Annotated in this window: 19 protein-coding genes and 1 pseudogene; 5 read left to right on the top strand and 15 right to left on the bottom strand. The window is 38.8% G+C overall.

The features are described from left to right. The first annotated feature begins 101 nt into the window (after positions 1-101). Positions 102-551: a hypothetical protein gene (locus tag ALW18_04540; protein AOE51849.1), complete on the top strand. Its 450-nt coding sequence runs from the start codon at positions 102-104 to the stop codon at positions 549-551. A 62-nt stretch (positions 552-613) separates the two neighbouring features. Here the strand turns inward: ALW18_04540 and ALW18_04535 are convergent, their stop codons facing one another. From ALW18_04535 to ALW18_04515, 5 genes and pseudogenes are all read right to left on the bottom strand, one after another. Beyond that, the gene (locus ALW18_04535; GenBank protein AOE51848.1) at positions 614-1,144 is read right to left on the bottom strand and encodes a hypothetical protein; all 531 of its coding nucleotides are present in this window, start codon (positions 1,142-1,144) and stop codon (positions 614-616) included. A 111-nt stretch (positions 1,145-1,255) separates the two neighbouring features. Next, positions 1,256-2,131 carry a pirin gene (locus ALW18_04530; GenBank protein AOE51847.1) on the bottom strand — a complete coding sequence of 292 codons (876 nt, stop codon included), beginning with the start codon at positions 2,129-2,131 and terminating at the stop codon, positions 1,256-1,258. 127 nt (positions 2,132-2,258) lie between these two features. Continuing rightward, positions 2,259-2,840 carry a Crp/Fnr family transcriptional regulator gene (locus ALW18_04525; protein AOE54307.1) on the bottom strand — a complete coding sequence of 194 codons (582 nt, stop codon included), beginning with the start codon at positions 2,838-2,840 and terminating at the stop codon, positions 2,259-2,261. Between the two features lie 106 nt (positions 2,841-2,946). Beyond that, positions 2,947-3,411: pseudogene (locus ALW18_04520) on the bottom strand (hypothetical protein). A gap of 1,765 nt (positions 3,412-5,176) precedes the next feature. Next, positions 5,177-6,088 (bottom strand): hypothetical protein, encoded by a 912-nt coding sequence (locus tag ALW18_04515; GenBank protein ID AOE51846.1) that lies wholly within the window; start codon positions 6,086-6,088, stop codon positions 5,177-5,179. Between the two features lie 113 nt (positions 6,089-6,201). Here ALW18_04515 and ALW18_04510 point away from each other — a divergent pair, with 113 nt between their 5' ends. Together ALW18_04510 and ALW18_04505 are read left to right on the top strand one after the other, a co-directional pair. Then, a complete protein-coding gene (locus tag ALW18_04510; protein AOE51845.1) occupies positions 6,202-6,960 on the top strand; it encodes a hypothetical protein in 759 nt (252 codons plus the stop codon). A 23-nt stretch (positions 6,961-6,983) separates the two neighbouring features. Continuing rightward, on the top strand, positions 6,984-7,334 hold the full coding sequence (locus ALW18_04505) for a hypothetical protein (GenBank protein ID AOE51844.1): 351 nt from the start codon (positions 6,984-6,986) through the stop codon (positions 7,332-7,334). Positions 7,335-7,608: 274 nt separating this feature from the next. Here ALW18_04505 and ALW18_04500 read toward each other — a convergent pair whose 3' ends face one another. From ALW18_04500 to ALW18_04470, 7 genes are all read right to left on the bottom strand, one after another. Beyond that, entirely contained in the window at positions 7,609-7,899 is a 291-nt protein-coding gene (locus ALW18_04500) for a hypothetical protein (GenBank protein ID AOE51843.1), read from the bottom strand. Between the two features lie 40 nt (positions 7,900-7,939). Beyond that, on the bottom strand, positions 7,940-8,119 hold the full coding sequence (locus tag ALW18_04495) for a hypothetical protein (GenBank protein ID AOE51842.1): 180 nt from the start codon (positions 8,117-8,119) through the stop codon (positions 7,940-7,942). Positions 8,120-8,225: 106 nt separating this feature from the next. Further along, positions 8,226-9,818 carry an MFS transporter gene (locus ALW18_04490; protein AOE51841.1) on the bottom strand — a complete coding sequence of 531 codons (1,593 nt, stop codon included), beginning with the start codon at positions 9,816-9,818 and terminating at the stop codon, positions 8,226-8,228. 4 nt (positions 9,819-9,822) lie between these two features. Continuing rightward, a complete protein-coding gene (locus ALW18_04485; GenBank protein ID AOE51840.1) occupies positions 9,823-10,911 on the bottom strand; it encodes a secretion protein HlyD in 1,089 nt (362 codons plus the stop codon). Positions 10,912-10,923: 12 nt separating this feature from the next. Then, complete coding sequence (locus tag ALW18_04480) at positions 10,924-12,279, bottom strand: transporter (protein ID AOE51839.1); 1,356 nt, start codon at positions 12,277-12,279, stop codon at positions 10,924-10,926. Beyond that, on the bottom strand, positions 12,269-12,892 hold the full coding sequence (locus ALW18_04475) for a transcriptional regulator (protein ID AOE51838.1): 624 nt from the start codon (positions 12,890-12,892) through the stop codon (positions 12,269-12,271). The genes ALW18_04480 and ALW18_04475 overlap by 11 nt, the downstream gene beginning before the upstream one ends. A 187-nt stretch (positions 12,893-13,079) precedes the next feature. Continuing rightward, positions 13,080-13,655 carry an anthranilate synthase subunit II gene (locus ALW18_04470; protein AOE51837.1) on the bottom strand — a complete coding sequence of 192 codons (576 nt, stop codon included), beginning with the start codon at positions 13,653-13,655 and terminating at the stop codon, positions 13,080-13,082. Positions 13,656-13,931: 276 nt separating this feature from the next. On the opposite strand from ALW18_04470, the gene ALW18_04465 reads away from it, so the two are divergent. Next, positions 13,932-14,747, top strand: a complete 816-nt coding sequence (locus ALW18_04465) for a serine acetyltransferase (GenBank protein AOE51836.1) — start codon at positions 13,932-13,934, stop codon at positions 14,745-14,747. 14 nt (positions 14,748-14,761) lie between these two features. Further along, a complete protein-coding gene (locus ALW18_04460; protein AOE51835.1) occupies positions 14,762-15,670 on the top strand; it encodes a cysteine synthase in 909 nt (302 codons plus the stop codon). A gap of 158 nt (positions 15,671-15,828) precedes the next feature. Here the strand turns inward: ALW18_04460 and ALW18_04455 are convergent, their stop codons facing one another. The 3 genes from ALW18_04455 to ALW18_04445 are packed head-to-tail and all read right to left on the bottom strand — an operon-like array spanning position 15,829 to position 17,539. Beyond that, entirely contained in the window at positions 15,829-16,395 is a 567-nt protein-coding gene (locus ALW18_04455; GenBank protein ID AOE51834.1) for a lipid-binding protein, read from the bottom strand. A 37-nt stretch (positions 16,396-16,432) separates the two neighbouring features. Further along, positions 16,433-17,071: a nitroreductase gene (locus ALW18_04450; GenBank protein AOE51833.1), complete on the bottom strand. Its 639-nt coding sequence runs from the start codon at positions 17,069-17,071 to the stop codon at positions 16,433-16,435. A gap of 12 nt (positions 17,072-17,083) precedes the next feature. Beyond that, on the bottom strand, positions 17,084-17,539 hold the full coding sequence (locus tag ALW18_04445) for a MarR family transcriptional regulator (GenBank protein AOE51832.1): 456 nt from the start codon (positions 17,537-17,539) through the stop codon (positions 17,084-17,086). Positions 17,540-17,603: the final 64 nt, after the last annotated feature.

Genomic DNA, 17,603 nt, shown 5'->3' with positions numbered 1-17,603 from the left:
TAGAGATCCCGAAGTGAAAGCTTCGGGATTTTTTATTGATGCCGAATAATTTTTCTGTGATAATTTTCGTTACTTGTACTAACAACGTAAATCATTTACTTATGAAATTATTGCTGACTACTTTACTCCTGGCTTCTGTTTTTGGATACAGCCAGACGGTAATGCCGGTTGAAGAAGCAAAACAAAACGGCTTATTAATCAAAGTCGAAAAGGAATATAAGGAAGCATTGGGTGATAATGGTATCTTTAAAACGGAAGCCGATCAGCAAAAACATATTGAAACGTACTATAATTTCCTGAAATCATTTGGAGGATACCTTTTTAAAAATAATTTTAAATGGGAAGAGGTTACCAAAGGGTGGAACAGGATTTACATGAAGCCCGATGGTACAATTGATTATTTTCTGTATTCCTTTAAAAACCTTCCCGCAGAGAAGGAAAAAGAATTCAGAAGGCTTTTGTATGAGTATGTGAAAGACCACAAATTCGGAAATTCGGCACCGGAAAAATTTGCACAGTGCAGCCCTGTTACTTATTCCAAGACAACATAAAACAAAAAACCTGCAGCACTTTCGCACTGCAGGTTTTTAACCAAACATATACCAAACAATAATTATTGTTTTACAAACTGCAATTCAATTGCCAGTTTTACTTCTTCACCTACAAGTACGCCACCTGTTTCAAGGGCAGAGTTCCATGTAAGGCCAAAATCTTTACGGTTTAGTTTTCCTGTAATACTAAAACCTGCTTTTGTGTTACCCCAAGGGTCTTTAGCGATACCGCCAAACTCTACATCAAGGCTTACGGCTTTAGTTTCGCCATGCAAGCTAAGGTTTCCGTTAAGTGTATATTCTCCTTCGTTTTTCTTATCAAATGAAGTCGATTCAAATGTGATTTTCGGGAATTGAGCAGAATCAAAAAAGTCTCCGCTTAAAAGGTGTCCGTCACGATCTGCATTTCCTGTGCTTACAGAATCGATGTCCGCACTAAATGAAAACTTAGCATTATCAAAATGATCACCTTCTGTATCTGCTTCTGCGGTAAATTTTGTAAAGTTACCGGATACGTTAGTAAACATCATGTGTTTTACTTTAAATCCTATTTCTGAGTGGGTTGGGTCTACTGCCCATTTTGTAGTTGACATATTCTAGTGATTTTTATTATTTGTAAAAGTTGGAATTAATTGTATGCACAATATTTGTATATACAAATTTATGAATTAAATTTTGTTACGCAATTGATTATTAGAAAAAAATTATATTGACATTGGCACTTCTATAAGAAGAAGCTCTGCATCCTGAGAAGCTGCGGTGATGTTTATAGCTGCTGTATCCCAAATACCAAGGGCATCGCGTTGATTTAGCTGAACACTACCTATAGTAATATCACCTTTAATTACAAAGGCATAAATACCGTTGCCGCTTTTGTTAAGTTTATATTCGGTTGTAAAGTCTTTGTCGAACTTGCCTAAGTGAAACCATGCATCCTGATGGATCCAGACGCCTTCGTCGTTAGCATTGGGTGAAAGTATCTGTTGTAGTTTGTTGTGGCGGTCGGCTTCGTTAAGCGAAATCTGGTCGTAACGTGGGGTAACATTCTTTTTGTTGGGATATACCCATATCTGTAAGAACTTGGTAAGCTGGTCTTTGTTCTTGTTGTATTCGCTATGGTAAATACCTGTTCCGGCACTCATTATCTGAATATCACCTTTTTTAATAACGGCAGTATTGCCCATGCTGTCTTTATGTTCTAAATCTCCCTCAAGCGGAATAGAGATAATCTCCATGTTGTCGTGTGGGTGAGTGCCAAAGCCCATACCTGCATCTACACGGTCGTCATTTAATACCCTAAGCACACCAAAGTGCATTCTGTCGGGATTATAATAATTGGCAAAACTAAAAGAGTGGTGAGAGTCCAGCCAGCCATGATTGGCATGTCCGCGGCTGCCGGCTTTATGTAAAACGGTATTCTCTAATACAAGTGCGCTTTCGTTTGGCAGGTGGTTGTAGCCTATCGGTTCTAACGGTTTAATCTCGTCTATATCGTTGGTTAGGGTTTCTCCTATGGCTGCCGAAGTGATAAACATTCCGGTACCCATAAGGCCTTTTCTGATAAAATCTTTTCTGTCCATAGTAGTGGTTGTTTTAATATTACTATGCAAAGTTGCGGTATATTAAACACCCCGGCATTGAACTAGGACAAGAAAAACATTATAGTGAGAAAATGAGATTTTTAGTAAAAGTAAAAAAACTAGCAGGCTATTGCTTGGCCAACTTAGTCCTGACCTTGCTTAAAAATTCGGCAGATATACCAAGGTAAGAAGCTATATAATGCTGGGCTACGCGTTGGGGCAGGGTAGGGTACAGTTCCATGAATTCAAGGTACTTGTCCATTGCCGTTTTAGATATAGTATTAAACAGCCTGTTTTGGGTTACAGATAAATGGCGTTCAAACAATATTCTGAAAGCTCTTTCAAATCGTGGTACACGCTCCAAAAGTTCTTCTTTGGTTTCAGGGTTAAAAACCAGGAATTCACAATCTTCCATTGTTTCGATAAAGATCCTGCTGGGTTTGGTTTCGTAGTTACTGAATGAGATATCACTAACCCATGCGTTTTCTATGGCAAACTGAAGTATAACCTCGAAACCGTTAGGGTCGATGTAATATTTACGTACGCAGCCTTTAATTACAAAAGCCTCAAAGTTGCACATTTCGCCTTCATGAAGCATAATCGTTTTCTTTGGTACAGTCTTGTATTCCAGTAAAGAATTAAAAGTATCAAGTTCTTCCTTAGAAAAAGTAACGTAACGGCTAATGCTGCTGTCTATTTGTGCGTACATATCCATAATAACAAGCTTTCTTACAAAGATAGGTATTTCTTTAAAATGGTTCAGCCTGTAAAGCGTTGGCGTTACAGGCTGAACTGATGCAATAGGGGGAATTAAATTATTTTTGCTCAGCCAATCCTAAAGCCTGGCGTATCTCTTTTTCAAAAGGAGGACTGTCGGGACCAGGCATAGAAGAATTTACAAAGTTACCCTGCGGATCTATTAGTATAAATCTCGGAATAAACTCCACATTATAATTTTTGCTAAACTGCGCGTCATTATTAATATGCAGTTGCAAAACACTTTTTGATTTTGATTTAGCTTCGATGTACCAGCTTTCAATTTTTCTATCGGTACTTAGTGCAACAAACTGTATCTTTTCATTTTTATATTTAAGGGCCATTCTCTCGAAATGTGGAGATTGCTCCTTACATGGTCCACACCACGTAGCCCATACATCTATAGCAACAAATTTACCTTTAAGTTGTTCCAGGTTAAACTGTTCTTTATTTATACTAACGGCGTCGAAACCGGGAGCAGGCATACCTTTACTTAGCCTGTTAAAGATGCTGTTTTTACCCATAGCTATGGCAAGGTACTTTTTGTCGGTAAAGTTGTTACCGTAGCCGTCAAGTACTTTTGCCCGTTCTTCGGCAGTTGCCGATTCATTAAGGCTCTTTTCGATCTGCCAGTAAAGCATTTTATCTTTAAATGCTCCGGCAGGCATTTTGCTGATTGCTAACAGTGCTTTTGTGTTTTCGTCTATATCATTTTTATTAGATGCTGTAAGCTGACCAATGACATAATTAAAATAATCTTTAGAGCTTAGCAGGCTTTCGTCGTTAAGCGAAACTTTAGACTTCATGGTTTTTATCCCGGCAGTTTCGGGCGTTTTCTGGTCAGGATATAATGCCGCTCTCTTTTTGACAATATCGTTCCACATAGCAAGGTGTCGAATTGTAACCAGCTTTTTGCTTATTTCGGTAAAATCAGCGCGGGGTATATAATTGTCGGCGGTTTTAAATGTAGAGGTTTCATCAAGGGCATCTTCCCATTCGTCTACCAGCTCGTCGGTTAAGTATTTTGCGTTGTCCAGCATCAGGTTTTGTTGTAAAAAATAATTAACCATACTGTAGGACATTGTTTGTTTATCCTTAAACCTGTTTTCAGCTAAACGGCTGCCAGATATGTCAGCTTTACCGGTACCATTATACCATTTTACTTTTAAAACAGTATTGTCTTTGTTGCTTAGTATAGCATTAATTGCCATTTTCTCATCAAAAGCAAGTTGATAGTAATCAAGCGGTACATTTTTAGTAATGGCAAAATTAAATTTGTTATTCTTAATCGGGATAACGGCAATAGTGTCATTTATAAAACGATCGGTTATATACACATTATTAAACGGTATGTCGCTTTCAATAGTTCCGCTTACTACTGTTTTACCATATTGCTCCATTGTATTAGGTGTAGCTACAAATGCTATTGCGCCTCCCAGTACAAGTAAAACTATAACCAATTGTAATGTATGTCTCTTTCCAATAAAGGCTCTCTTAAAGCTCTTGTGCCTGTACCATGTAAAACCGATATAAAGTGCCAATGCAGATAATAAGACACTCAATACTTCAGAATACGTAACCCAGTAGCCCAGATCACTTCCGTTAGGGAAATCGGTAATCTTGCCGAAGAACGAAATAGGATACCAGTCCGGCAGTATGTTAAAGCTGAGAAGGAATAAATACAATAGTAAAAGGAAGATACCTATTAGCAGCGACCATATAAAGCTTGGCAGTAATACTGATATAATGTATTGAAACGCTGTGAAAAATAAAGCGGCTAAAAATAAGCGGGCAAACAGTAAAGCTACTTCTCCGGCTTCAAAAGCAAACGAGGCTTCTTTAGGTACTTTAACTATAAGGGAAACAATCCAACCAAAAAGGTAGGCACAAACAATAACGCTAAGTATGGCTATTATGTTTGAAAGTAAAATAACGGTAAACTTAGAAAAGTAAATAGCTATTTTTTTTAAGGGCTGCGTTTCCATAAGCTGCCATCCGCCATTTTTATGATCAAGTTGCGTAACCCGGCTTACAGTGATAATGATGATAAGGGGTAAAAAGAATCCTGCAAACGGATCCATACATCCTCTTAAGAACCCGGTAAAATAATTGTAAGGTATGCCTGCAGCCGAGGGTTCGGCATTGGCTATTTTAACCAACGCCATAATAAGCGGGCTTAATGCACCCAGTATAATAGCGGTAATATAAATGCCTGTACCTTTTTTCTTTATATGCTCAGCTTTGAGAGCTGTTGTAAAATTTTGCATCGTAATAGTAATTGGTTGGATGTTATTTTTGATTGACTAAACTCATGAACCATTCTTCAAGGCCTTCAAGAATCTTTAGTTCATACAGGCGTGCACCACGTTCTACCAGATTTTTGGTAAATACGGGTATCGCTTCCCTGTCAGGCAGTTCGAGGCTAATTTGTGTCGCATTTTCAAGTTTAGCTTCAGGAAACTCAACCAACAGCTTTTCGTGCCATTGTGGTGCTTCTTTTACCGTAAGCTGAATTTTACAAAGTCCTGATTTTTTTGACAGGTCTTCTATAGTGCCTTCAAAACGAAGCTTTCCGTTACTAATTATACCTACATGGGTACACATCTTTTCAATTTCAGCCAAAAGGTGGCTCGATACAAATATGGTAACTCCTTTTTCACGGTTAAGTTTTACGAGCAGTTTACGAATATCCTGAATACCGTTAGGATCCAGGCCGTTTACAGGCTCATCCAGCAAAAGCAATTCGGGCTCACTTAACAATGCCATGGCAATGGCAAGGCGCTGTTTCATACCTAACGAATATTGTTTTGCCTTGCGTTTGGCATCTCGGGTAAGGTCTACCAATTCTAAAACTTCGGCTATTCGTGTTTCAGGAACGTTTCGAAGTTTAGCAATATACTTTAGGTTATTGTAGCCGCTAAGATGCAGATATAACGCAGGGCTTTCGACGAGCGACCCGATATTTTCAAAAACCTGGGGCAACTGCGTTTTTAAAGGTTTGCCAAAAATAGATATCGCTTCATCCTGTTCGGCAAGTATGCCGGTAAGCAGCCTCATAGTAGTAGATTTTCCGGCACCATTAGGTCCTAAAAATCCGTAAATAGATCCTTTAGGTATGTTTAGGGAAACATCGTCAAGCACTTTGCGCTGCTTTCCGTAACGAAAATTAAGAGATTTTGTCTGGATTATAAATTCAGCCATAGGAAATTAGTTGGTTGGTTTGATACTGCAATATAAGAATTTACTCATAACGAAAAATACCTGATTTTGACTATAATAATACAATCACTAACTTTGATGTATAATTAGTATGTATGAAAATTGTAATATCCCCCGCAAAGTCGTTGGACTACGAAACTAAACTTCCTTCAAAAAAATATACAGAGCCTGCTTTTTTGGCAAATGCCGAAGTCGTGCACAAAGCCGTGAAAGAGAAATCGCCTGCCGAATTGCGTGAACTTATGGATATATCTGATAAGCTTGCCGAACTCAACTGGCAGCGCAACCAGGATTGGGCAACACCTTTTACGCCAAAAAATGCACGTCCTGCTATGTACGCTTTTAATGGCGACGTATATACAGGGCTTGATGCTTATACCATTCCTGCTGCTAAAATTAATAAGCTTCAGGATTCTTTAAGAATACTTTCGGGATTGTACGGATTACTAAAGCCTTTAGATTTAATTCAGCCGTACCGCCTTGAAATGGGTACGCATCTTCCGGTAGAAGACAGTAAGAATTTATATGAATATTGGAAGCAAACCATAACCAAAGCTTTAAACGATGAATTGGAAGACGGTGAACTTTTTGTAAACCTTGCCAGTAAAGAATATTTTGATGCGGTGGATGCTAAAGTACTAAAAGTACCCGTTATAGTACCCGAATTCAGGGATTATAAAGATGGCAAGCTAAAAATGATAAGCTTTTTTGCTAAAAAGGCCAGAGGCATGATGGTACGTTATATTATAGACAAAAACGTAAAGACGCTAAAAGGACTTCAGGGCTTTAATTACGATGGCTATGCTTTTGATGCCAAACTTAGTAAAGGAAATACATTGGTGTTTACCCGTTAGACATTTGAATAGATAGAAGACGCATGCGTATACAGGATTTATTTAACCCCGAAAATTCAGAGATGGAGTATAAGCAATCTATACTCATCAACTTTTATTATGGTTATGAAGGGCTTGAAGAACTTCATGACCTTGAAAGTAAGCTACGTGTATTTCTATACAATAAAGGAATAGGGGAGCTGGACGGCCATGAGATAAACATGAATGGATCTGACGGTACGCTATACCTATATGCCCACAATGCGGAAGAATTATTTAAGGCTATCCGTCCGGTATTATTGCAGGCTCCGTTTATGAAGAAGGCTGAGGTTTGCCTTCGCTTTGGCGACAGGAGGGATGCATCGGCACCCGAAATAGATTTCATACTGGAATAGGCTGCAGATTTGCTTGATAACCAGCTCATGCTTTGCTTCGCGGATAAAACTGTGGAGAAAGTAAATCTACACCTGCTTCATCAAAACTTTTTAATACATTTTCATTAAGGTCAGATATTATAATATAGAACACTTGAAATAAACATTATTTTTTTAAGTTTTTTTGAGTAATTACAACGGCATACAAAAAAAACTCCGTAAAGTAGGGATATACTTTACGGAGTTTTTTCAGCTCTTCATTAATTATTAATTCACGCCAATTTCCGGTTGAGAATTAATTGCTTTTAAGCTTAGTCATGAAATTTTTAAACTCAGGCAAAAATTCTGAGAATAGGTTGTTGTTTTTGTTCTTTAGCATAACTTCACTAAATATTTTAAGCCCGATTGCAAATTGCGCCGACTGATCTGCATCATCAAAATGATTTTTCTCCTGAAGCCTTGTGATAATAGCGAATATTTCATCATGATTATCAAACTCCAGAACGACTGCAGGGTTGAGGTCTTCTTCTTTCGGACTGAAAGTATGTTCAAGCGTTATTTTGTAATGATTGTATTTTGGATTCATATGAATATGATTTTACTGTTTACTGTGACTGTATACTGATTTATGGCCATGCAAACCGTGAAAGGTCTTCCAGGTCAGCCTGGTTTTTGTCTTTTCCAAGCAGTTTACGCAAAACCGACATCAGTCCGTCTTTGTTTTCAAACTCAACGCTAACAGGCTCTTTTTGTTCTTCGCCTATTTCTTCCAGCGTAATTTTATAGTGATTGTAATTTTTGTCCATTTTTTTGATTTCTTCTGATGATTAAAAATAAGGCCCATCATTTCTGACAGGCCTAATATTATATATAGCGGCCTATTGCCAAATGTGACTGAATGCCAAGCACTTATTAGTGCATCGCTTCACTCATGTCTATTTTTCCTTTACCCTGTCTAACAAGCAGGATAAACGGTATACATACAAGGAACAGGATACCCAGATACATAAATACATCCATATACGAAAGTACAGTAGCCTGTTTCATAACAGCACCCTCCATAGCTTTGTATGCTTTAGCTAAAGCTTCGGAAGCACTGAAACCTTTTGCCATAAAGCCTTGTTGCAGTTGCATAACCCTTTGTTGTGTGGCAAAATCGGTTACCTGCTCATGGCTCACAAGGTTTACCCTGTGCATTTGTGTAAAACGTGTTACAAAAGTGGTGATAATGGCAATACCAAATGAACCACCTAACTGACGCATCATACCTGTAAATGCCGCCCCTTCACCAATGCTTTTTCCTTTAAGGGTAGAAAGCGCCATTGTTGTGATGGGTACAAAAAGTAATCCTAATCCGATTCCACGCATAATAAGCGGCCAGAACATATGCTCTGTTCCTGTGTCCGGTGTCATTATGTTATGCATCCAGGTTGTAAAGACAAAAAATATAAGGAAACCTAATGCGACCATGTAGGTTTGTTTTACACCTTTCTGAATAAGATTACCAATAATAGGCATCATCAACGCTGTTGTAATAGAACTTGGTATAAGTAATAAACCTGCATCAAGTGCTGTCCATCCTAAAACCGACTGCGTATAAATTGGTATAATGAATGTAGATCCGTACAAACCAAACCCAAGGATGAAACACATAATGGTTCCTATTCGCAAATTGCTGTCTTTTAAGACACGCAAGTTAACTATTGGGTGTTCGTATACCAGTTCGCGCCAAATAAAGGCTACAAGGCCAAATAATGTCACAACACTTAACGTAATGATCAGGTGATCTTCAAACCAGTCGTCCTGTTGCCCATGCTCAAGCACAAACTGAAGTGACCCGATAAAAGATGCAAGGAAGATGATTCCCCACCAGTCGACCTGACTCGCTTTTAGTTTTTCACCGTACTTAGGGCTTTTTACGAACATTATCGTTAGTATAGTGGCAATGATGCCAAGCGGCACGTTAATGTAAAATATCCAACCCCAAGAGTAGTTATCTACAATCCATCCACCTAATGGCGGACCAAGGGTAGGGCCTACAATTACACCCATACCATAAATAGCCTGTGCCATGCCTCGTTTTGCAGCAGGGTAACTTTCGGTGATAATGGTTTGTGCTGTTACCAGCAGGGCACCACCACCCATACCCTGAATAAACCTAAAGGCTACAAGCTCCCAGATGTTCGTGGCATTACCACATAGAAAGGATGCTACGGTAAATAGTATAATTGAGGCTGCAAAGTAATTTCGTCGCCCAAATTGCTGCGAAAGCCAGCTTGTCATGGGTATTACAATTACGTTTGCAATTGCATATGCTGTAATAACCCAGGCAACATCGGTAAGAGTTGCTCCAAGCGTACCACGCATATCGTTTAATGCAACGTTAACAATTGTAGTATCTACAATTTCAAGCAGGGCACAAAGTACCGCCGTTATCGTAATGATAACACGCCTGAAACCATATTCTACTAAGCTGTCGTCAGCTGCTGTTGCTGCTCCTGCCATAATTTTATTTTAAATGTACATCTACTTCAACGTTCATACCCGGGCGAAGCAGTTTTACTTTTTCTTTATCGTTGTTTTGTGTAAGGCTTATTTTTACAGGAAGCCTCTGAATGGTCTTAACAAAGTTACCTGTAGCGTTATCAGGAGGCAGTAGAGAGAAACGTGCACCTGTAGCAGGAGAGAAGCTTGTAACTTCACCTTCAAACTCAACATCAGGGTAAGCATCTGCACTGATGGTTACTTTCTGTCCTTCTTTCATTTTTGTAAGCTGAGTTTCTTTAAAGTTAGCTACAACCCATGCATTTTCACTGTTGATGATATAAAACAATGCCTGACCCGGTTGTACCAGTTGACCCGGTTGAATATCTACAGTAGAAACCTGTCCGTCTACAGCAGCAGTAACAACAGTATAGCTTAGTGTAAGGTTAGCAGCATCTAAAGCAGCCTGTGCTTTTTTGATGTTAGCCGATGCAACTTCTGTCTGTTTTCCCGAAACGTCAGATCTTGAAACGCTGGCAGCCCTTTGCGATCTACTCGCCGCTTCTGCCTGTTGTAAAACCCTAAGGTTAGCTTCAGCTTCCTGTTTGGTCGCCTGTGCCTGCTCAAACTGTTGTTTGGTTATAGAGTGGTTTTTGTACAGGTTTTCAAAACGCTGAAAGTCGTTGGTAGCTCTCCAAAGCCTAACTTTGGCAGCTTCAATGTTTCCTTTAGATGATAGTACATTAGCTTCAGAGGTAGAAATATTTGCAGATGCACCACTAATGTCTGCTTTGGCTGCTGCATAGCTTCCTTCAGCTGCTGCAAGAGCTGCTTTTGCATCTTCAACACGTACAACATAATCTTTGTCGTCTATCACAAAAAGCGTATCACCCTTCTTAACAAACTGGTTATCCTTAACCAATACTTTTGTAATGTATCCGGTTACACGCGGAATAATAGGGTTCATGTTTTTCTCTACCTGAGCATCATCCGTAGTTTCGTGAGCCAGGGATTGCATGTATTTATAAATTCCGTAACCACCACCAACAATAACCAGTACAGCCAGGATTACGATAAACTTCTTGTTTGTTTTTTTCTTATTAGTATCTTCCATGATTGGATATAATTAATTTTTGTTTTGTGTAAGATTAAAAGAGTTGGTTAATTTTCCGGAAGCATTAAGCAGTTCATAATAGCGCTGAGTAATATCCCCTTTAGAGAATGCTTCGTTTATTTTAGCCTGCAGCTGCTCAACATCGGCCTCAAGAAGGTCGTTAGTGTCGTTCAGTCCGTTTTCATATTTGTCTTTAACGATCCTATAGTTTTCTGTAGCCTGCTCAACAGCCTCCGTGTATACCTTGTCTTGTTTTAGGCTAAGGTTATAGTTTTCCTGCGCCTGCTGTACCTGTATCTTAACGCGGTCGGTAAGTATCTCTACCTGCTGGCGTGTTTCTTCGGCGCGGCTTTGTGCTGCTTTTACTTTTTTACTGTTCTTAAAAATGTTTGCAATATCATACGATACACCAACACCGAAGTTAACAGCATTGTATACCTGGGCTACATTCTGAATATCAAGTGCAACGTAACCTGCAGATAAAGCGATAGAAGGGTAGTAGTCTCCTTTTGCGATTTTAACGTTCGACTCGCTTGCTTTATGTTGAAAGCGTAATGCTTCAAGGTCGCTGCGTTGCCCAATAGCTTCTTCTAAAGTTACCGAAGGTGTAATACCGTCCGGTTTTTTAAAGTAATCTCCACTCGGAACGATCTGCGTGCCCTCAGGAAGCTTTAAAAGTGTCACCAACTGGTAATTGATCGTCGAAACGTTTTTAAGGGCGTCATCAAGCGATAATTGCACATTGCTGGCTTGTAGCTGCGCTCTTAAGAAATCGTTACGTGCTAAAAGCCCGTTTTGCTCCATTGCTGTAAAGTCTGTAACACGTTGTTTGGCACTTTTTAAGTTTTCCTGTATCAGGGTAACCGATTCCTGCGCTTTGTAAAGGTTTACATAAAGTGCAATGGCCTGCATGGCAAGTTGCTCTTTTGTGCTGGCAGCATTAAAAGTTTGTGCCTTGTAAATGTTTTCTGAAGCATCTACGCTGTTTCTAAGCTTAAAGCCTGAAAACAGGGGCATGCTAAAGCTTGCCTGTGCAAACATAATCTGGTTTACTTTTGGAGACGCCGTTGCGGTTTCTTCTTCACCTTCTGCCGGTTCAGCACTGCTTATGGGCAGCCTTAGTTTAACCGTTGGGTTCGTGATTCTCATATATTGGCCCGAAACCTTAAAATCAGGGTACTGATTGTTCTTGGTGTTATCAAGGTCAAATTTAGATGTGGCTACCTTAGTGTCGGCAAGGTTAGCCTCGGTACTTTTTGTAACTGCAAGCGATATCGCCTCGTCCAGCGAAAGTGGTTTCTTTTCCTGTGCCTGAAAGGCAAGTGTAAAGAGTAGGAGGCCGCCTGGCAGTATGTGCTTAATTTTCATGTACTAAAAGCGCTTTAATGGTTTGTTTAATGTGAGCGGTAAGCTCGTTACTTATGTAGAGTTCGTAAGCTTCTTCTGTGCTGAGGTCTATAAACTTCTCAAAGAAAAGCCTGTTCATCTGGAAATGAACCAGTGTTCCCATGATGGTTGGTGGAATAAGCATAATGTTTACATCTTTCCTGAATACGCCGCGGTCCTGCCCTTCGCGGATTATTCTGTGAAATGCTTCAAGGTTTTGGATTTTGATGTCTATAAAAGACTGCATATCCATAATTCTTTTTTTGGTAGAAAGTTCAAAATGCAGTATCTGGTACATGCATTTGTTTTTGTGAATTCTCGATATGTAAAGGTCTATTAACCTATCTACTTTTTCAAGCGGGGAGAGGTCTTCTTTGAAGATGTTTTCAAGCTGCATTTTCATGCCTGATGTGCGGTGGATGATGAGCGCTTCAAGTAGCTTTTCTTTAGAGCCAAAATAGTACGATATCATCGCAATATTTACATTGGCTTCTTTTGCTATGGTCCTGATGGAAGCGCCGTCAAACCCTTCTTCTGCAAACAGCTTTTCCGCGGCCAGCAGTATGTCAGTTTGTTTGTCGTTAAACTCCGTCATTTTTTGTCTTTGTTAATTGCGACGCAAAGTTAAACACTTGTTTAAATTAAACGTTTGTTTAATGGTGTTGTTAACAATTTTTTAACAAAAAACGTTTTCGAAAACAGCAATAGTATTTATCTATAGTTAATTTTTATCGTATTATTATTCAGTAGTTTTAAATGCTTTCATTAAAGTATATGTTTATCTATAAATTAAGATTGATCCAATTTGCTAAAATTTGTTTTCCTTGTGGTGTGAGTATCGATTCGGGGTGAAATTGCACACCTCTTACATCGTAGAAGCGATGCCTTAGCGACATAATACTTCCATTTTTGTCCACAGATGTTACCTCTAACACCTCAGGAAAAGCATCATTATTTACACTCCATGAATGGTATCTGCCTACTTCGATCTTATTACCCATTCCTGTAAAAAGCGGCTCATTTTCCACTACAATTTTAATGGTCGCTGCTACCCCGTGATGCACCTCATTCAGGTTGATTAGTGTGCCTCCAAAAACCTCCCCGATTGCCTGTTGTCCGAGGCATATTCCGAGGATGCTTTTTGTAGATGCGTACTCTTTAATTATGTCTTTTAAAAGCCCTGCTTCATCCGGAATTCCGGGACCCGGAGAAAGTAATATTTTGTCATAATATTTGGGTTCGTCAATATCAATTTCATCGTTTCTCAGCACACTAACTTTACAGTCAAGGTCTTCCAGGTAGTGTACAAGATTGTATGTAAAGCTGTCGTAATTGTCTATAACAAGTATGTTTTTCATAAGTAGGGTAGTAATAATGCCGCAAATGTATGAAACATATCTGCTGAATTATTACTGTTATAAATCTACTAAAGTGGTAGACTATTAAAGTTTTTTGTTTACATTTGTTAGGCTATAAATTAAAAATCATGAGAGCATTAAACCAAAATATCGCTGTTTGCCTGTGTTGTCTTTATACAAAAGAAGCATTTGCTGTGGCGTAAATTCGGGTTTAAAAGCCTTTAAATAACTGCAAAAGCTTCTCGTTACGGGAGGCTTTTATTTTTTACATTAACTATGAAACACTCTATTTATACCGCAAATTATTTAAAAGCGGGTGTGCTTCCGGACCGGTCTAAAACCGAAAACTGGATAGAAGAATTCTTTAAATGGCTCTTTTGTATAGGTGAGGAATATGCCGATTACGACTATTTTCTGGCGAAAGAAAAAGAACTTGAAGACACACTTTCCTACTTGTTACAAGTGGCAGGATTAGAAGTCTATAAAGCAAATGCATTTGTCTTATCCTTAAAGTACAAAGTAGACAAACTTCATCAAAAACTTGAAGATGATTTAAAAGCTATTTTTGAGTTCGATCCTGCGGCTAAATCGCGTGCTGAGGTACTTATTTCATATCCCGGATTCTTTGCAATATCGGTTTACCGGATAGCTCATGAGTTGTGGCAAAATAACATTCCACTACTGCCGAGAATGCTAAGTGAATATGTTCATGGCAAAACCGGAATTGACATTCATCCCGGTGCTGTAATAGGCGAACGTTTCTTTATAGATCATGGTACGGGTATCGTAATCGGGGAAACTTCGCTTATAGGTAATGATGTAAAAATTTACCAGGGTGTTACACTTGGTGCGCTAAGTGTAAGCAAAGCCGAAGCATCGGTAAAACGTCATCCTACCATTGGAAATAATGTTACCATTTACGCCAACGCGACTATCCTTGGTGGTAGTACAGTAATAGGCGATGGAAGCATTATTGGCGGAAACGTATGGGTAACCAATTCGGTTCCCGTTAACTCATTGGTATATCATAAAAGCGAAATAACAATTAAAACAAGGGATAATTTCCCTGAACCATTAAATTTTGTAATCTAAAATTCACCATATATATGAAAGCGCAAAGCATTTTAGAAACTATAGGCAACACGCCACATTTACATTTAAATAACTTATTCCCAAACCGAAATGTCTGGATTAAATTAGAGCGAAACAATCCGGGAAACAGCATTAAAGACAGGGTTGCCCTAGCTATGATTGAAGATGCCGAGGCTAAAGGCATACTGACAAAAGACAGCGTTATTATAGAACCTACATCGGGTAATACCGGTATCGGTCTGGCTCTTGTGGCAGCTGTAAAAGGCTATAAGCTGATTCTTGTTATGCCCGAAAGTATGAGCGTTGAGCGAAGGAAACTAATGTCTATTTACGGGGCAGAGTTTGAGCTGACACCACGTGAAAAGGGCATGAAAGGGGCTATTGAAAGGGCTGCTGAGTTAACAGCAGCTACACCAAACGGATGGTCGCCAAGCCAGTTTGATAACCAGGCTAATGTTGAGGTGCATAAGCGTACTACGGCTAAAGAATTGTTGGAAGATTTTCCTGATGGAATAGATTATTTAATTACAGGAGTGGGAACCGGAGGACATATAACAGGCGTAGCGGCTGTTTTAAAAGAAAAATTCCCTAACCTGAAGGTCTTTGCGGTTGAGCCTGAATTATCGCCTGTATTAAGCGGAGGAAGCCCGGCGCCGCATCCGATTCAGGGAATAGGGGCAGGATTTGTACCATCTATTTACCAAAGCGGCCTTATTGACGGTGTAATTCAGGTAGGAAAAGATGAGGCTTTTGAATTTTCGCGTGACGCCGCCAAAAAAGAAGGGCTGCTTGCAGGTATATCTACAGGGGCTTCATTAGCCGCCGTGAATAAAAAACTGGCTGAAATTCCTGAAGATGCGGTAGTTGTCACTTTTAATTACGATACAGGGGAGCGTTATCTTTCTATTGAAGGGCTGTTTTAAAGTGACTTAAATGTTGAGGTTTTAAATAGTTTCAGATTAGTTACAATGGCTTGCCCTGACGAGTTCAGTAAACAAGTAATTTAGAATCGTAGTAACGTATAAATAAACAAAAACCCACGCAATGCGTGGGTTTGTTCAATTTAAATATCTTTTGGATATTAGAAAGCAAGGTTTACAGTTAAAGTAAACTCATCGTAGATAGCTTTGTCTCCAATGCTGTCGAAGAAGCTTTTAGATCCGTAAGTAATATCATATTTAGTTCTGTCAACTTTAAAAGTAGAAGTAGCAGTGTTTTTACCTACAGTAAGATCAAAAGTTACAGGTTTTGTAATGTTTTTGATTGTAAGGTCACCTGTTACAGTGTAAACACCTGCAGATTTAGCTTTTGCAGATTTGAAAACGATCTTAGAAGTCGCATGTTTGTCAGTGCCAAAGAAATCAGCAGCTTTTAAGTGGCCTTCAAGTTTTTCTTTACCTTCACCAGCTTTAAGATCAGTTACCTGTACAGAAGTCATATCTACAGTTACATTACCACCTGTAAGTTTATCAGCTTTAAAAGTAAGAACACCGTCTTTAACGTTGATAGTACCTTCGTGTTTTCCGGTTACTTTTTCACCAACCCAGCTGATTTTACTTTTCGCTGCGTTAATTTTTTTATCCTGAGCGTTAGCTGTAATAGTTACAAGCGCTACTAATGCAATTGCAATTGATTTTAGATTTTTCATTGTTTTTAAAAATTATTTTGGGTTATTAAATTACTAATTAAAGAGTTACGAATAATTGATCTTTTGGTTTTCTTACCTTAACAGCATGCTGCATAGCATCTTCTTCATGCCTGTAACCTACTGCAGCAATAACAGCAGCGTTAAGTCCTAGTTTGTCAAGACCTAAAATCGTGTTGAACTCTTCTGCGTTAAAGCCTTCCATAGCTGTAGTGTCAATTTTTAGCAGTGCGGCAGCATTTATAAGAGTAGAAAGAGCAATATAAGACTGTTTTGCAGTCCAGATGTTTTTCTGCTCTTCGGTAAGGCTTCCTAAAAATCCTGAGATATAATCGCCAAAACCTTTTACGCTTTCTTTAGCAACACCACGTATCTGGCTTATGTTATTAATGTAAGCTTCAACCTGTTGGTCGCCAACATTAAGTTCATTCGCAAATACAAACACTGCAGATGATTCTGCAATAATATTTTGGTTGTTTCCGCCGGCTGCAACTTTAAGTTTGTCGCGCATTTCCTGGCTTTCAACAACAAATATTTTATAAGGCTGAAGCCCTACTGAAGAAACACTAAGCCTTACAGCTTCTTTTAATGTTTCAAGATCTTCGCTAGATACTTTCTTAGAAGCATCATATTTTTTTGTAGCATAACGCCAATTAAGGCTGTCTATATAATTTAACATCGTACTATTTATTTATATTGTTCTATATTTTTCTAACAAATTATTTAATTGTTCCAGTTCTTCGATAGTCAGGTTATTTGCAAATTTATCTTCGTGCGCTGTCACTATCGGGTCAAGTTCTTTTAGTAATTCAAGGCCTTTCTCGGTAATAAGTACCTCCATTTTCCTTCTGTTTTCTTCGCAAACGCCACGTGTAACAAGATCTTTAAGTAGCAGTTTGTCAACCAGTCGCGTAGTGTTGCTGGTTTTGGCTATCATCCTGTCCTGTATAAGCCCCATATTGCATGGTTTACCTTTCTGGCCTCTCAATATCCTCAGTACGTTAAATTGTTCTGACGATATATCGTAACGCTTCATTGTTTCGTTAAAGTTTTCTGCGATAACATTTTGTGTGTACAAAATATTAAGCGTCGTCCTTTTTGAAGGAGTCATCGCAGTAGTTGATTTTATGATATCTTCTATTTTCATATTTGTAATTACAAAATTTGTATGTACAAATGTATGTAAATTTATGTTTGTACATACAAATGTT

The sequence above is a fragment of the Flavobacterium psychrophilum genome (assembly GCA_001708385.1).
Classification (GTDB): Bacteria; Bacteroidota; Bacteroidia; order Flavobacteriales; family Flavobacteriaceae; genus Flavobacterium; species Flavobacterium psychrophilum_A.
This window is presented reverse-complemented; position numbering and strand designations above follow the sequence as displayed.

What these genes read in the sequence shown, in the direction of transcription:
- ALW18_04540 (AOE51849.1), top strand. Translation starts at nt 102, where the DNA reads ATGAAATTATTGCTGACTACTTTACTCCTGGCTTCTGTTTTTGGATAC.
- ALW18_04535 (AOE51848.1), bottom strand. Translation starts at nt 1,144, where the DNA reads ATGTCAACTACAAAATGGGCAGTAGACCCAACCCACTCAGAAATAGGA.
- ALW18_04530 (AOE51847.1), bottom strand. Translation starts at nt 2,131, where the DNA reads ATGGACAGAAAAGATTTTATCAGAAAAGGCCTTATGGGTACCGGAATG.
- ALW18_04525 (AOE54307.1), bottom strand. Translation starts at nt 2,840, where the DNA reads ATGTACGCACAAATAGACAGCAGCATTAGCCGTTACGTTACTTTTTCT.
- ALW18_04515 (AOE51846.1), bottom strand. Translation starts at nt 6,088, where the DNA reads ATGGCTGAATTTATAATCCAGACAAAATCTCTTAATTTTCGTTACGGA.
- ALW18_04510 (AOE51845.1), top strand. Translation starts at nt 6,202, where the DNA reads ATGAAAATTGTAATATCCCCCGCAAAGTCGTTGGACTACGAAACTAAA.
- ALW18_04505 (AOE51844.1), top strand. Translation starts at nt 6,984, where the DNA reads ATGCGTATACAGGATTTATTTAACCCCGAAAATTCAGAGATGGAGTAT.
- ALW18_04500 (AOE51843.1), bottom strand. Translation starts at nt 7,899, where the DNA reads ATGAATCCAAAATACAATCATTACAAAATAACGCTTGAACATACTTTC.
- ALW18_04495 (AOE51842.1), bottom strand. Translation starts at nt 8,119, where the DNA reads ATGGACAAAAATTACAATCACTATAAAATTACGCTGGAAGAAATAGGC.
- ALW18_04490 (AOE51841.1), bottom strand. Translation starts at nt 9,818, where the DNA reads ATGGCAGGAGCAGCAACAGCAGCTGACGACAGCTTAGTAGAATATGGT.
- ALW18_04485 (AOE51840.1), bottom strand. Translation starts at nt 10,911, where the DNA reads ATGGAAGATACTAATAAGAAAAAAACAAACAAGAAGTTTATCGTAATC.
- ALW18_04480 (AOE51839.1), bottom strand. Translation starts at nt 12,279, where the DNA reads ATGAAAATTAAGCACATACTGCCAGGCGGCCTCCTACTCTTTACACTT.
- ALW18_04475 (AOE51838.1), bottom strand. Translation starts at nt 12,892, where the DNA reads ATGACGGAGTTTAACGACAAACAAACTGACATACTGCTGGCCGCGGAA.
- ALW18_04470 (AOE51837.1), bottom strand. Translation starts at nt 13,655, where the DNA reads ATGAAAAACATACTTGTTATAGACAATTACGACAGCTTTACATACAAT.
- ALW18_04465 (AOE51836.1), top strand. Translation starts at nt 13,932, where the DNA reads ATGAAACACTCTATTTATACCGCAAATTATTTAAAAGCGGGTGTGCTT.
- ALW18_04460 (AOE51835.1), top strand. Translation starts at nt 14,762, where the DNA reads ATGAAAGCGCAAAGCATTTTAGAAACTATAGGCAACACGCCACATTTA.
- ALW18_04455 (AOE51834.1), bottom strand. Translation starts at nt 16,395, where the DNA reads ATGAAAAATCTAAAATCAATTGCAATTGCATTAGTAGCGCTTGTAACT.
- ALW18_04450 (AOE51833.1), bottom strand. Translation starts at nt 17,071, where the DNA reads ATGTTAAATTATATAGACAGCCTTAATTGGCGTTATGCTACAAAAAAA.
- ALW18_04445 (AOE51832.1), bottom strand. Translation starts at nt 17,539, where the DNA reads ATGAAAATAGAAGATATCATAAAATCAACTACTGCGATGACTCCTTCA.